Origin of the sequence: Anaerotignum propionicum DSM 1682 (genome assembly GCF_001561955.1) — a bacterium.
Taxonomy (GTDB): Bacteria; Bacillota; Clostridia; order Lachnospirales; family Anaerotignaceae; genus Chakrabartyella; species Chakrabartyella propionicum.
This window is the reverse complement of sequence record NZ_CP014223.1, coordinates 240850-255022: the sequence shown is the minus strand read 5'-3', so window position 1 is coordinate 255022 and position 14173 is coordinate 240850. Positions and strand designations below refer to the sequence as shown.

The 14173-nt window shown below is 41.5% G+C and carries 13 protein-coding genes; all 13 read right to left on the bottom strand.

Going from position 1 to position 14173, the window contains the following annotated elements; all coding sequences use genetic code 11:
- Window positions 1-7: 7 nt before the first annotated feature.
- Window positions 8-1112 (bottom strand): peptide chain release factor 2 gene (prfB, locus tag CPRO_RS01155; protein ID WP_096348645.1). Its coding sequence is split into 2 segments (ribosomal slippage): window positions 8-1036 and window positions 1038-1112, totalling 1104 coding nucleotides; the frame shifts between segments, so codons are not numbered across the junction.
- A 307-nt stretch (window positions 1113-1419) separates the two neighbouring features.
- Window positions 1420-2040 (bottom strand): C39 family peptidase, encoded by a 621-nt coding sequence (locus CPRO_RS01150; protein ID WP_066046890.1) that lies wholly within the window; start codon window positions 2038-2040, stop codon window positions 1420-1422.
- A gap of 24 nt (window positions 2041-2064) precedes the next feature.
- Window positions 2065-4638 (bottom strand): preprotein translocase subunit SecA, encoded by a 2574-nt coding sequence (gene secA, locus CPRO_RS01145; RefSeq protein WP_066046888.1) that lies wholly within the window; start codon window positions 4636-4638, stop codon window positions 2065-2067.
- Window positions 4639-5038: 400 nt separating this feature from the next.
- Window positions 5039-5683 (bottom strand): potassium channel family protein, encoded by a 645-nt coding sequence (locus CPRO_RS01140; protein ID WP_066046886.1) that lies wholly within the window; start codon window positions 5681-5683, stop codon window positions 5039-5041.
- A gap of 11 nt (window positions 5684-5694) precedes the next feature.
- A complete protein-coding gene (locus CPRO_RS01135) occupies window positions 5695-7041 on the bottom strand; it encodes a TrkH family potassium uptake protein (protein ID WP_066046884.1) in 1347 nt (448 codons plus the stop codon).
- 24 nt (window positions 7042-7065) lie between these two features.
- Window positions 7066-7635, bottom strand: a complete 570-nt coding sequence (locus tag CPRO_RS01130) for an HD domain-containing protein (RefSeq protein ID WP_066046882.1) — start codon at window positions 7633-7635, stop codon at window positions 7066-7068.
- Window positions 7635-8219, bottom strand: a complete 585-nt coding sequence (locus tag CPRO_RS01125; protein ID WP_066046880.1) for a thymidine kinase — start codon at window positions 8217-8219, stop codon at window positions 7635-7637. Before CPRO_RS01125 ends, CPRO_RS01130 begins: the two co-directional genes overlap by 1 nt.
- 261 nt (window positions 8220-8480) lie before the next feature.
- Complete coding sequence (hpf, locus tag CPRO_RS01120) at window positions 8481-9026, bottom strand: ribosome hibernation-promoting factor, HPF/YfiA family (protein ID WP_066046879.1); 546 nt, start codon at window positions 9024-9026, stop codon at window positions 8481-8483.
- Window positions 9027-9852: 826 nt separating this feature from the next.
- The gene (locus tag CPRO_RS01115) at window positions 9853-10374 is read right to left on the bottom strand and encodes an O-acetyl-ADP-ribose deacetylase (protein ID WP_066046877.1); all 522 of its coding nucleotides are present in this window, start codon (window positions 10372-10374) and stop codon (window positions 9853-9855) included.
- Between the two features lie 125 nt (window positions 10375-10499).
- On the bottom strand, window positions 10500-11192 hold the full coding sequence (locus CPRO_RS01110) for a M23 family metallopeptidase (protein ID WP_066046875.1): 693 nt from the start codon (window positions 11190-11192) through the stop codon (window positions 10500-10502).
- 43 nt (window positions 11193-11235) lie between these two features.
- Window positions 11236-12156, bottom strand: coding sequence for a stage II sporulation protein D (gene spoIID / locus CPRO_RS01105; protein ID WP_066046873.1), 921 nt, complete (start codon window positions 12154-12156; stop codon window positions 11236-11238).
- A gap of 243 nt (window positions 12157-12399) precedes the next feature.
- Window positions 12400-13206 (bottom strand): hypothetical protein, encoded by an 807-nt coding sequence (locus tag CPRO_RS01100; protein ID WP_066046870.1) that lies wholly within the window; start codon window positions 13204-13206, stop codon window positions 12400-12402.
- 24 nt (window positions 13207-13230) lie between these two features.
- Window positions 13231-14106, bottom strand: a complete 876-nt coding sequence (locus tag CPRO_RS01095) for a radical SAM protein (RefSeq protein WP_330383850.1) — start codon at window positions 14104-14106, stop codon at window positions 13231-13233.
- Window positions 14107-14173: the final 67 nt, after the last annotated feature.

Here is a 14173-nt window from a genome sequence, read left to right as displayed (position 1 = left end):
TTCTCCTTTAGCTATGAATCCAAGCAAGATATGCGCTGATAAATGGATCAATTTCTCCATCCATGACTGCGCCAACGTTGCCTGTTTCCTCGCCTGTACGGTGATCCTTTACCATAGTATAGGGCATGAATACATAAGAGCGAATTTGACTGCCCCAGCCAATTTCCTTGACATCCCCTCTGATTTGGGCAAGCTTTTGCATCTGCTCCTCAATTTTCAAAGCAAGGAGCTTGCTTTTCAGCATTTTAAAGGCTCTATCCTTATTGCTGAACTGACTTCTTTCATCCTGACACTGCACCACAGTTCCTGTAGGGAAATGGGTGATACGGATTGCCGAGGAGGTTTTATTAACGTGCTGACCACCTGCGCCGCTGGCACGGTAAGTATCAATACGGATGTCATCGGGCTTTACTTCAATTTCATTATCGTTTTCGATTTCAGGCATAACATCACAGGATGCAAACGACGTATGACGTCTTCCTGAGCTGTCGAATGGGGAAACACGAACTAGGCGGTGAATGCCCTTTTCCGACTTCAAATAGCCATAAGCATTTTCACCATTTACCTGAATGGTAACGGATTTTATGCCAGCCTCATCTCCATCTAACATATCTAAAATTTCTACTTCATAACCAGCCTTCGCTGCCCATTTGCTATACATACGAAACAGCATATTAGTCCAATCGCAGGCTTCCGTACCACCGGTGCCTGCATGCAGGGTAACAATAGCATTGTTACGGTCATATTCCCCATCCAGCATTGTAGCGATATGCAATTCCTCAAATTCTGTTTCAAAGGTATTGCGCATTGCTTTTACTTCTTCGTAAACGCTATCGTCCTGTTCCTCAATACCCATTTCAATGAGAGTGAGAATATCCTCATAGGTGGTAACCAATGTTTCAAACTTACCCACCTTATTTTTCAGCGCCTTCAATTGTTGCAATGTTTTCTGACTTTTCTCCAAATCCCCCCAAAATTCAGGGTCTGCGGAAAGTTCTTCTAATTCGGTTATCTTCTCCTTTGCGCCAGCGACGTCAAAGTGAAGCCCCCATTTCCTCTAATTTTTCGTCATAAGCTGAAAGGCCCAGACGGATCTGTTCTAACTCGAACATTTAAAAATCAACTCCTTTAAAAATGAAATATATAATCATGTGCAAAATACAATACATGGTCAAGTTCTCAGGACGCTGTCCCGACCCTGCTAGCCCTTTAAAAGGCTTGAGCGAAACTTTTATATGCAAAAATGCATTTTTGCTATGAATATTAACAAACGTATAACCACACCTTGTATCTTTGTCACCTTAAACCTTTAGCCTTTTAAACCTCATATTAATGGGGTTCAATAAAAAATTTTGGGCTTTTTTCAAAAAGCAAGTATGTGGGTGAAACCGGTTCTTTTCTAAATAAAACAACTGTTTTCTAAATCTGGCTTTCGCTCTTTTGGAATGCAATATAATTTCCGGAAAAAGATGCGTCGAATTCCTCTATAGAAACCCAATGCCGTGGCCAATTATACTCCAGAAAGCAAGATGGATGATGTATCAGAAAAGCCACAGGTTTGCTCTCTTCATCCATTTCACAGCCATAGGCAACTACCAAATGGCCGCCTTTGCCATAGGGATTTCCGTTTTCATCAGGTTTACCCCCTGCAAATCTGGGGGAGACAGAAATGATGCAGGGCTTCCCTTGTTGGATTTCTGCGGCAACATCTAAGGCATTCTTTCCTCGATAGGCAACGCCTAAAAGTCCATATTCCCCTGCCATCTCTGCCAGTCCCTGATGAATCCAACCAACACCCTGTTTATAGGCTTCTTTTTTCAGGCCCTTGTGAATCATTGTGCCTTGCTTTTCACAGTATAATCCACCTGATTGCTGTAAAAACCCATCAATGACCATACGCAAGGATGCAATGCCACACCCTCTCATCTCCCAGCTTAAGCCTTCCTGAAAATCCAAAAAACCATCGGCCTTCCAGCTCTCCTCAGTCACTCGCTGGGTATAAAAGGGTATGGAAAAGGGCATTTCTATGATTTTATTCATATCTCTCCCCCCAATTGCAAATCATTATCTACCACAGCAGTGCTTATATTTCTTACCACTACCGCAAGGGCATAAATCATTACGACCAACCTTCTCGTCACTGCGCTTCTTAGGCTGTTTTACTGCGGAATCATCTTTGTTTGTGAACATAGGCTGTTCTACTTCTTCACGCTGCACCTCTGTCTGAATACGAATACGATACAAAATTCTCAGTGTATCCTCCTGAATGTTATTGCTTAAATCCTCAAACATATCGTAAGCAGCAAATTTATACTCTATCAAAGGGTCTCTCTGGGCATAGGCATGCAGACCGATACCCTGACGCATATGGTCCATGGTATCAATATGATCCATCCACTTTTGGTCAATCACACGAAGCATGATGACTCTCTCCAGCTCACGCATACGTTCTGCTTCGCCGATTTCCTTCTCTTTCATTTCATATAACTGCTCGCCAAGCTTTGTCAAATTTTCCTTCAATTTATCTTTATTCATCTGTGCCAAGGCATCTTCTTTTATATTTATCTTGCCCACAGGAATGATTGAAGCAAAATGCTCGCTAAATGCTGCCATATCCCATTCTTCGGGAAGCTGTTCATCAGTCATATGGGTGTCTATGCTGCGTGCAACAACCTGATGAATCATGGCCATGATGCTATCTCGCAAATCCTCGCCGTATAATACACGGCGGCGTTCACCATAAATGATTTCACGCTGTTCATTCATAACCTGATCATACTCAAGCAAATGCTTACGAATGGCAAAGTTGTTACCCTCTACCTTCTTCTGGGCATTTTCAATAGCCTTTGTCAACATACCCGCTTCGATGGGGTCATCCTCACTCATGCCCATGGCATCCACAAGCTTCATGGTCTTTTCGGAGCCAAATAAGCGCATCAATTCATCTTCAAGGGAGATATAGAAACGGGATTCACCAGGGTCACCCTGACGACCGGAACGACCGCGCAGCTGATTATCAATACGTCTGGATTCATGTCTTTCTGTACCAATGATTTTCAGACCGCCAATTTCAGCAACGCCATCACCCAGCTTAATATCCGTACCACGGCCTGCCATATTGGTAGCAATGGTTACTGCGCCCATCTGTCCTGCAAGGGAAACAATTTCTGCCTCTTGGGCGTGGTATTTGGCATTCAAAACCTGATGCTTTATGCCTTCTCTTTTCAAGTATTTGCTCAACTCTTCAGACTTATCAATAGTTATAGTACCTACCAAAACAGGCTGCCCCTTGGCATTTGCCTCCATGATATCCTTAACTACAGCGCGGAATTTTCCTGCCTCTGTGCGATATACAACGTCTTGCAAATCATTTCTTTGAACAGGTCTATTTGTGGGAATTTCCACAACGTCCATGCCATAAATATTACGGAATTCATCTTCCTCTGTTTTGGCAGTACCAGTCATGCCCGCTTTTTTCTTATATTTATTGAAGTAGTTCTGGAAGGTAATGGTAGCAAGGGTTTTGCTTTCCCTTCTAACCTGTACGTTTTCTTTTGCCTCAATGGCCTGATGCAAACCGTCAGAATAGCGTCTGCCGGGCATCATACGCCCTGTAAATTCATCTACAATAACAATTTCACCTTCGGCAATAACATAGTCCTTATCCAGATGCATATTGTAATTAGCTTTCAGTGCGTTGTTAATGTGATGCTGCAATTCCATATTTTCAGGGTCAGAAAGGTTATCCACAGAAAAGAATTTTTCTGCTTTTTCAACACCTTCTTGGGTCAATACAACGGATTTTGCTTTTTCATCCAAAACAAAATCCCCTTCTTCCTGAAGCTCTTCTCTAAGCAGGGGGTTCATTGCTTCATCTTCGTTTATAATACGGCCTTTTTTCAACTGTTTCACAAACAAATCTGCAACGCGATATAAATCCGTAGATTTTGAGCCACTGCCGGAAATAATCAAAGGCGTTCTCGCCTCATCAATCAAAACGGAGTCAACTTCGTCGATGATTGCAAAATGCAGCTCTCTTTGCACCATGCTCTCTTTTTTTACCACCATGTTGTCACGCAGGTAATCAAAACCAAATTCGTTATTGGTTCCATAGGTAATATCGCAGGCATAAGCCTCACGTCTTTCATCGTTATCCATATTATTTAAAATACAGCCTACCGTTAAGCCAAGGAAACGAAAAACCTCGCCCATCCACTGAGAGTCACGCTGTGCCAAATAATCATTGACCGTTACAACATGAACGCCCTTGCCCTCTAAGGCATTCAAATATGCAGATAGGGTTGCCACCAATGTTTTACCTTCACCGGTTCTCATTTCGGCAATACGTCCCTGATGCATAACAATACCACCCATCAGCTGCACGGGGAAATGGCGCATATTCAACACATGAGGGCGAGAAGATGCCTCACGTACAACGGCATATGCTTCCGGCAATATATCGTCCAAGGTTTCGCCCTTTGCCAATCTGTCCTTAAATTCTTGGGTTTTGCATCTCAATTCCTCATCTGTGAGGGTTTCATATTGAGGCGCCAAGCCTTCAATCTTCTTAACAATCGGCGTAATCCGCTTTATTTCCTTTTCGCTGTAATTGCCAAATATCTTTTCAAAAAAACCCATTATGGTCCACCTCATTCTTTTTTTCTGCCCAAACAGGCAGACTATTACATTTTTATAGTTTAACATCAGAATACCCCCATAGGCAAGGATAAATTACCTGTTTGGGGGGTTCTTAACAAAGATTTAAGCTTTCTAACTAATTTTTCCTTAATCGGAGTAAAGTATGGTTCCTCTGGTTAAAACAACCACCCTATCAACAGCGCATCAGAATGAAACCTGTCCTATGTAGACACATTCTTCTGAAAGACATACACAGAATAAATTAAGTATCCAGCCAATCCAAATCCTTTAAAAAAGCTGAAAACCTTATGAATGCTCACAACGGTCTATCCGTCCTCATTTTGCCCGTTTCTTGCTCCTCAAATACTTACAGAACAAAATAAAATGGAGTTTTGTAAAACTATTTTGTTACCTTTCTGATATCATCAATATGACCCAGAACCATGAGGTGCTCTCCTTCAGAAAATTCATAATTTAAACCAGGCATGGGAAAAAGTTCCTTATCTCTTTTTACAGCCATAATATTCAAACGATACTTTTTGCGAAAATTCAATTCTTGAATAGTTTTTCCAAACCATTCCCGACGAGGCTGGATCTCCATAATATAATACCCCTCGGAAATTTCAATGGAATCAAAAATATTGTCCGAGCTGACACGAATGGCAATTCGCTCCGCTCCGTCTTTTTCGGGATAAATCACCTCATCCGCGCCGTTGCGCAGCAAAAACTTTGCTTGTATATCCTCATCAGCCTTGCTGTAAACTTTTTTCGCCCCCAGCTCCTTCAATAAACTGGTAATTTGCAAGCTATTTTGAAAACTGCTACCTACACTAACAAAGCAGGCATCAAAGGACGTAATATCAAAACTGCGCAAAACCTCTGGGTTGGTGCAATCCCCAATTTTTGCACTGGTAACATAAGGAAGCATATCTTCAAGATACTCCTGCCTCTCGTCAACAATCATAATTTCGCAATTTTGCCTTTCCAAGCTTCGGCATAAGTGATGCCCAAAAGAGCCCATGCCAATGATTAAAAATGATTTCATTCCAACTCACCTTACCCAATCATTATTTTTTCTTCGGGTGATGTCACGGGAGGCCTTGCCTTTTTTTCCAGCAATGCTGTGGCTAAGGATACACTGCCCACCCGCCCTAAAAACATCAATATTGTAATTACGTATGCACTGGCAGGCGCCAACTCTCGGGTTATCCCTGTGGTTAAACCCACCGTTCCCAGGGCCGAAAATACCTCAAACAGCACATCAACTCCAGCAAATGGCTGCATTGCACAGATAAACAAGGTAGCCGTTAAAGCCAGTCCCAAGCTAATGGTAAAAATAGAAACCGCCTTTTCAACAGAATCTCTAGGAAGGGTTCTTCCAAAAGCAGTTGCCCGTCCTTCTCTTTTGATGCCGCAAACCGTATACAGAATGAATACTGACAGAGTCGTTGTTTTAATGCCACCTGCCGTTGATCCCGGGCTACCCCCAATAAACATCAAAAGCATAGAAAGCACCTTGCTCCCTTGGCTCATAGCCCCTGTGTCAATGGTATTATACCCTGCTGTTCGACAGGTAACAGATTGAAACAGCGCTGTTAAAATCCGTTCCCCTACACCCATTTCTACCCCTGTTGCTCTGCCTTCCAGAAGAAAAAATAGCAAGCCTCCGCCAATCACCAAAACAACGGAGCAAGTCAGTACAATTTTTGTATGCAGCATATACCGTTTCCAACGAAAACCATGGGTGTTGATATCGTCCCAGACAAAAAAACCAATTCCGCCAATGATAATTAAAAGCATCAACGTACCACTTACCAATACATCGTTGGAATAGGAAACCATGGAATCAAAGGGCTTCTTTATCCCCATCAAATCAAACCCTGCGTTACAAAAAGCAGACACGGCATGAAAGATGCTGTAAAACAATCCCTTTTTCAGTCCAAACTCAGGAATAAAGCGGATTGCCAATAATACTGCACCTATCCCTTCAAACAAAAGTGTCCACTTAAATATTTTACTTGTCAAATTTACTATGCCACCCAATTGAGAGGCATTGATGCTTTCTACCATTACCTCCCGCTCACGCAAGCTAATTTTATGCCGTACCAACAACAAAAACCGTATGCCAATTGTCATAAACCCCATTCCGCCTACCTGAATCAGTAATAAAATAACAAGCTGACCGAACAACGTCCAGTGTATGCTGGTATCTACCAAAACAAGCCCTGTTACGCAGGATGCAGAAACAGCCGTAAACAGAGCCTCTAGGAGAGTGGTTTTTCCCTCAGCAGAAGAAATGGGAAGCAAAAGCAGCACCGTTCCCACAACTGCCACAATAAAATACCCCAATGCAACAATTTGCAGATTTGAGAGGCGCAAATGTATTTTTTGTTCTTTTCCCATAAATACATTCCCCCTTTCATAGGCTTATGCATGTTCTGTCTCAATTTTCTTTTTTGTGCGTTCTATTTCTGCCAAACGCAAACGTAATATAACCTCATCCGCTCTTTCGGCCTCTTCTTTGCCGTAGGTCTGATTTAATTCGTATTCCAAAGGCAGCCAACTGGAAAGGGGTGCCTCATTATGCTGAATGACTGCCTCAAGCTTATCCAACGCTTTATAAATTTTGGCCTCTTTTGTTTCCAAAGCCAGCATTTCCTCAAATAAAACCTTGCATTTATCCCGTTGCGGCTGTGGTAGCGTATCCATCAACCGAAAAACCACCTGATCCTCATGGGCAGAATCTGCCTCGGTTTTTAAAAATGAGGGTATATCCCCTGTAATTGCCTCTCCCAAATCATGGAGTATACACATCCGTATAATTTTATTAAAATCTGCTCCCGCAATCTCATCCTCCAGCAAAAGAGCCATCAGCGATACACGCCAGCTATGCTCTGCCACGCTCTCTGGCCTGCCTTGGCTTGTAACGGAATGGCGGGTATTATTTTTTAAATTTTCTGCCGTATGAATAAAGTTAAAAAACTCCTGCTCTGTCATTATTCAGTCTCCTTATGAATTGCTTTTTTCCAACAACGATAACACATGGGGCGATAGCTTTCGTTCCCACCCAAAAAAACCTGCTCACCTTGGGTAATCACATGACCCTCTTGGTCTAATCTGGCATTTACCGTAGCCTTTTTCCCGCAGGCACAAATTGTTTTCAATTCTGAAATAGAATCCGCCAACTCCAACAATCTTGCGCTTCCAGGAAAAAGCTTTGTACGAAAATCCGTCCTGAGCCCAAAGCACAAAACAGGAACGTTATAGATATCCACAATGTCACGCAGCTGCTCAACCTGACTAGGGGCTAAAAACTGGGCCTCATCGACAATAATTACCTCGTAAAATTCCTTTTCTCGCTCTTGGAATACGCCAAATAAATCAACTTCCTGATCAAAAGCATCTCCTTTTTCCTCCAAACCAATGCGGCTGCGAACGATTTCCAGTCCATCTCTTGTATCTTTTGCAGGCTTAATCAGCCATACCCGCATGCCTTGCTCTTCATAATTGAATTTCGTAATTAAAGCCTGGGCGGATTTTGAACTTCCCATCACACCATATTTAAAATATAATTTTGCCATATCTGTCCTCCATTATGTTTCCCCATTCTTACGTTCTTCATCATAACATAAACCATATATTAATTCGAGATTTTTCTTAGCCTGCCATCAAAAATCAGCAGCAAAACAGCCCATAAAAATAGGGATATAATTATCCCTTTCGACTCGTACAAAGCAACATAAGACAAAAAAATTCTTTTCTATGTTTTCATCTATAAATCTGAGAGAGGGTGTCGACGTTGTCGACACCCTCTATAGGTGAAATATTACCCTAACTTCATATTAAAATTCCGGTTCAATTAATCCATAAGAACCATTTTTTCTTTTATAAACAACATTTAACTCGTCTGTCTCTCCGTTTCTGAAAACAAAGAAGCTATGACCAATCAACTCCATTTCCATAACTGCTTCCTCGGCATCCATGGGTTTTACTTCAAAATGCTTTACTTTTTCAATTTTGAACAATGGTTCCTCGTCCAAACTGGTCTCAGGAACTAGAATTGCACGATATTCCTCCATTTGGCTCTCACCGTTCTGACGTACCCTTGTGCGCATACGTTTTTTATAACGTACAATTTGTGACTCCAGAATATCTACAGCTTTATCCATTGCTGCCAACATATCTGAATCACTCACCTCTGCACGAATCAGTCTTTTGTTCATAGGAATCGTCACTTCTACGGTTGAAACAAGTTTCTCCAGACTTAGGGTAATCGTAGCTGCTACATCTTGGGGAAACAGCTTTTCAATACGATCCATCTTACGCTCTACTGATTCCTTTGTCTTGTCCCATACGTCAATGTTTTTTCCGATGATGTTATATACCATAAAAAACAACTCCCTTCGTGATCCAAAGATAGGATCTTGGTTCTTTCCTCTTTTGAAAGAGGAGCTTATAAAAGGCTACCCTTTTATATGTATTATAATTCGTCCTAAAAAGAAAAAGTCCTTTTTATAAAACTAAAAAAAACAAAATTTTCTAATTTTTTTTATTTTGTTCTAATATTTTTAAAATATCAAAATCTAATGATGTTTTTGTTACTTTTAAATTCTTTTCTCTTAACCATTTTCCTAAATTCATAAAAGATAGTGCACAATCTCCTCGTTCGGTTTACAAAAAAATGTTTTTATGCTGTTATCCTTTCGAATTTTCCAACTTATTGTCAAAATATATATATTTTCTCGTTTTGACAAAACCAGACATAAGTTGGATTTTTCTACAGGTTATACCTGGTTTTGCCTGTGGATAATGTGTATAACTTTGTGTATAACTTAGAATTAAAGGGTTTTTATTGTGGAAAAAACAATATAGATTTCCACATTGTTCACAAATGCAAGGTTTGTCGGTTTGAACATTGACTCTACATAATTCCCTTTCCCTCTGTTCGGGTATCATTTTCTACCTTGTGACCTAGGGAACTTCCAAGGGGCTCTTCTTTATAAAGTCTTTAAATCTTCCTAAGAACATACATTTTCTTGGTAACAAATTCAAAGCCCATGTGTTTCAAAAAATGACAACTTCCTTCATCATTGATTCATGGATCTATGATTTGAACCCTTCATGGTGTTCATTAACAAACCCAGTATTAAAAAAACGGACAGCTCTATCGCTGTCCGCCAAAAATTCCAGTTTAAATATGCTGCGAAGAAAATATCAGCTTTTTTCGCTGTACTCTTTTAGCGCATTTAAATATATCTCTTTGGTACCTTCATCAAAGCAAACCATAAGCACCTGTTGAAAGAAAGTGTCGGTCTTCAAAAAATCGCATATTGTTTTTACCGCAATTTTCGCCGCCCGCTCCGCAGGAAAACAGTACACCCCTGTACTGATGGATGGAAACGCAATAGTCCTCACTCCATTCTCCTTGGCAAGTAGCAACGAGTTTTCATAGCAGCTTTTCAGCAACTGATCCTCGTTCCATTTCCCACCTCTCCAAATAGGCCCCGCCGTATGAATCACATACTTCGCTTTGAGTTTATAGCCTTTTGTAATTTTCGCTTCACCGGTTTTGCATCCGCCTAGGTTTTTACACTCAGCCAAAAGCTCTGCTCCGGCGGCTCGATGAATTGCGCCGTCTACACCACCGCCCCCCAAAAGGGACGTATTTGCCGCATTCACAATCGCATCGGTCTTTGCCTTTACGATATCTCCTTTTAAGATAGAAAAACGTTGCATATCCATACCCCCCTATCTTTGGAAACAGCTTCCTTCCGTTCATTGTAGCTGTTTTCTAAATATTCGTAAAGGCATTTTTGTAAAAAAATGTTTTTTCACATAATTTTCTTTCCAATATGCCAATTTCATTCGTCTTGAACAGCTTTTGCAGGGTCAACGGGTTCCCCATCCTTAGCAACTGCAAATTCAACATGACTGCCTAAAGCAATGGTATATTTTGTAGGTTCGCCAACTGTACCGATTGCTTGTCCCTTATCTACAGCTTCACCGACTTTAACGGAAATATCCTCTGCCAGCTGACTGTATGTAGTCAGCCACCCGTTCTCATGCTCAATAACTAAGCTTGTGCCCTTTTCTTCATCCTTGGTGATTTCTTTTACTGTTCCCTTTTCTGCCGCCTGTACAGGATCCCCTGCCGCTGCCGAAATGCTTACACTGGCATTTGTATGATACTGATTTAGCGTAGGATCATAAATTGCACAGTCCACACTGTATGGCATTACAATTTCACCTTTTAAAGGATAGCCAAAAACAGGTGCGGAAGGTGATGAAGCCTTAGGTGCCGGCTTCTGCTGCTCAGCCGGTGTCTCGCTGGCCTTTTTCTGATTCTTGGTTTCCTGCACCGTAGGGGTTTGTGCCATAGTAACAGGCTGTAATGCATCTTCCGGGCCTGCATTTGCCTGATATTGTGAGGTTGGCGGCACCGCCTCTTTATAATCCATCGCTTGCCAAACTACACCTGCACCAACCGCCAATAAGCACAGGCAACCACAAATTGTTGCGGTCCACATTGCTGTTCTTTTATTCTTATTCTTCATAATATTGCACCTCCAAGGCTATTCTTGCCAGCCTTTTTGGCTTTTATGCAATATTTTCAAAGGAAATGCCCTGATAATAATGACATAATATTTCCCGATAATCCATACCCTCCTGGGCTAAAAAAGATGCCCCATATTGGCTCATCCCAGCGCCGTGTCCGTAGCCATGGGTTACAAAAACAAAGTTATCACCCTTACGCTCCACCTGAAAATTGGCACTGCGCAGTCCCAAAGCTTGACGAACCTGCAAACCCGTTAAGTTCATTCCCCCAACTCTTACATTTTGAATATACCCTGCATCTGATCTTTCTATATTGCTAAAGCTAAGTTCTGCCTCGCTTTGACTAAGCTTTCCAAATGTGGACAATTTCTTCCAAACGTCTTTGGCTGAAATGTTGCTGGTGTATTCATTATTCGGTGCCTTTTTATCCTCTTCACTATCCACGCTTTTTAAATAGGGCAATGCACTGGTCCATACATTTTCCGAAGCCTCCGTTTTTCCCGCGCTCTGGGCATGGAAAACAGCCAAAATCGGCTCTCCGCCGTATACCATGATTTCCCCTTGGGTTTCCTTTACCGCCGTTCTGATTTTATTTGCATTTTCAATATAATTCTCACCCCATTTTTTCTTTTGTTCCGCAACAGAATTATAAGCTTGTCCTACATCGTAAATCACACGATCGGTTCCAACCTCCTGCATCTTGCGCACTTGATATGTACGGGCGGCCACAGCCTGAGCCTTTAAAGCCTCCTCAGGAAAGGATGCAGGCATTTCCGCAGAAACAACACCTACAATGTATTCCTCAAGCTCTGGCGAAAATACATCTTCAATGCGAACCAATTTTTTTGCTTCTTTCACCTCTTCTTTGGAGAAACCTCCCCAAAGTAAAGTAATCAGCAAGGGTAAAAGAATGACTGCCAATATAATATATCCCAATAGGATTCCCAAAATCTTCTTTGCCATACGCTCACTTCCTCCCCTTTCAGCATATGAAAGACAGAGAAAATCCATGCTTTTTCCTTAGAAAGAACGACAAGCAAAAAAAGCTTTTTTTAGCCCTTCCCATAGGTATCTGACGAAAGCACAGAAAAGCCTGAATGCACGGCAACAAGTCTCCTGTCAACCGATGCAATTCAGGCTTTTCTATATCTTCTTTTTTAATTAACCAAATACAAAGGCATTGGGCAAAAATCTAGCAAATCCTCGTTAAATACGAAGCCAAAAAAGCCAAATGCCACATATAGCAACGAGAATGCATCCGGAAATACCAAGTCTTGCATCTCGTCGGTCTATTTTCCCTATTTGCTTTAAATATCGGGCAGAATCCAACGTTGTAACATAATGTCCACCAAAGAGTCCAACCTTTAATTGTAGCTTTAACACCGCCTCATTTTGCAGCATATAATAGGTACGGCGTGTCATTCTAAAATAATAGGTTACGCCATTTTGAATGCCTTCTAAAAAATAGCCCTTTCCAATCCCCTTTTCCACGCCGCTTTCATTGGCAATATAAAATCGGCAGGAAAGGAGTGTCAATTCCTTCTTTTTGCAATAAAGTCTTTCAATTGTGGTAAACACCATTCTGGTAAAAAACCAATTTATGGCAAGCATTGGGGCTATGGTGAGCAGCATCGTCCAAACATTCCCATGGTCACTCTGCCAGCCTTGAACATTCAGCATATAACCGTGAATCTGCGCCTGGGCAAAGGAGTATAAAAACATGGCAAACAATATGCAATATAACAAACCAAAAGATATATTGTGCCGCTTTCTAACCCTTGTATTCCATAGTTTTACATCCAGGAGTCCATGCCTGCAGAACAAGAACATTACAATACAGATTAATACCATCAGCCCATTAATTTCCGCACCGCTGTTATCATGATGAATGGTCATTGCAAAAATGGGCACCAGCCAAATGCAAATCACAAGCCATCTCCACCTACCAGAAACAACGGAAAGAAAAAAACACCAATATATTGTCATCAAGGTGACAAATCCCAGCCACGCCATATTACCTTCTCCTTACCTGCAAGCTCAGATTCCTCTGTAGCTGTCGGGACGGAATGTGCTCCGACGGCGACTGGTTTCAATCTGCGCCAAAATTTTTTCTTTGTCACCATTTAACGTGCCTGCCAATGCAGTATAATTAGAGGCATGATTGGAGCGAAAAACCGTACCCTCAGCATCTACATTGCGAATAAACAACTCTGTTTCATCCAAAACCTCTTGGGGATTTAAAAGGTCAATCTCTCCTCTACCCACCTGATCGTACATTTCTGTCCCCGGCTCTACCATTAATGTCAAGAATCCAACAAACTCAGGTTTGATTGCAGAAATTACTCTTGCACTGCCCAAAGCATGCTCTTTCCAATATTTCTTGCCACCTAAGCCTGAAATGATAGTCATAGAAAGTACTATGCCTGCTTCCTTGACTTTTTTCCCTGCTTCAATCATTTCTGCAGCGGTAACACCTTTTTTTACATCTTTCAAAACTTCATCGGCACCGCTTTCCAGACCCATGTAAACCATATCCAAGCCTGCATCCTTTAAACGGCGTAAATCCTCAGGCGTTTTATTCAAAATATCCATAGGGGCACCATAAACGGAAATACGCTCTACCTCAGGAAAATATTCATGACATTTTCCTATAATGTAGAGTAAGTCATCCGTCTTAACAATCAGTGCATCGCCATCAGCCAAGAAAATGCGGCGCACCTTCACCCTGTTGTAATAATTCCTTGCCATCTCCAAATCTTGGGCTACCTCTTCTAAAGGGCGGATGCGAAATTTTTTATCTTTATACATATTGCAAAACGTACAAGTATTTCTGGCACATCCAATGGTAAACTGAATAATCAAGCTACCTGCTTCACTGGGTGGTCTGTATACTGTTCCTTCATATCTCATCATTATCAACTCCTATTTCCTTACTATTTCATCTATTATACAGGGATTCGTCGGAAATTATCAATACCCA

Bases quoted from the DNA above. Each gene is read 5' to 3' on its own strand.
- CPRO_RS01150 (WP_066046890.1), bottom strand. From the start codon at position 2,040: ATGAATAAAATCATAGAAATGCCCTTTTCCATACCCTTTTATACCCAG.
- secA (WP_066046888.1), bottom strand. From the start codon at position 4,638: ATGGGTTTTTTTGAAAAGATATTTGGCAATTACAGCGAAAAGGAAATA.
- CPRO_RS01140 (WP_066046886.1), bottom strand. From the start codon at position 5,683: ATGAAATCATTTTTAATCATTGGCATGGGCTCTTTTGGGCATCACTTA.
- CPRO_RS01135 (WP_066046884.1), bottom strand. From the start codon at position 7,041: ATGGGAAAAGAACAAAAAATACATTTGCGCCTCTCAAATCTGCAAATT.
- CPRO_RS01130 (WP_066046882.1), bottom strand. From the start codon at position 7,635: ATGACAGAGCAGGAGTTTTTTAACTTTATTCATACGGCAGAAAATTTA.
- CPRO_RS01125 (WP_066046880.1), bottom strand. From the start codon at position 8,219: ATGGCAAAATTATATTTTAAATATGGTGTGATGGGAAGTTCAAAATCC.
- hpf (WP_066046879.1), bottom strand. From the start codon at position 9,026: ATGGTATATAACATCATCGGAAAAAACATTGACGTATGGGACAAGACA.
- CPRO_RS01115 (WP_066046877.1), bottom strand. From the start codon at position 10,374: ATGCAACGTTTTTCTATCTTAAAAGGAGATATCGTAAAGGCAAAGACC.
- CPRO_RS01110 (WP_066046875.1), bottom strand. From the start codon at position 11,192: ATGAAGAATAAGAATAAAAGAACAGCAATGTGGACCGCAACAATTTGT.
- spoIID (WP_066046873.1), bottom strand. From the start codon at position 12,156: ATGGCAAAGAAGATTTTGGGAATCCTATTGGGATATATTATATTGGCA.
- CPRO_RS01100 (WP_066046870.1), bottom strand. From the start codon at position 13,206: ATGGCGTGGCTGGGATTTGTCACCTTGATGACAATATATTGGTGTTTT.
- CPRO_RS01095 (WP_330383850.1), bottom strand. From the start codon at position 14,106: ATGATGAGATATGAAGGAACAGTATACAGACCACCCAGTGAAGCAGGT.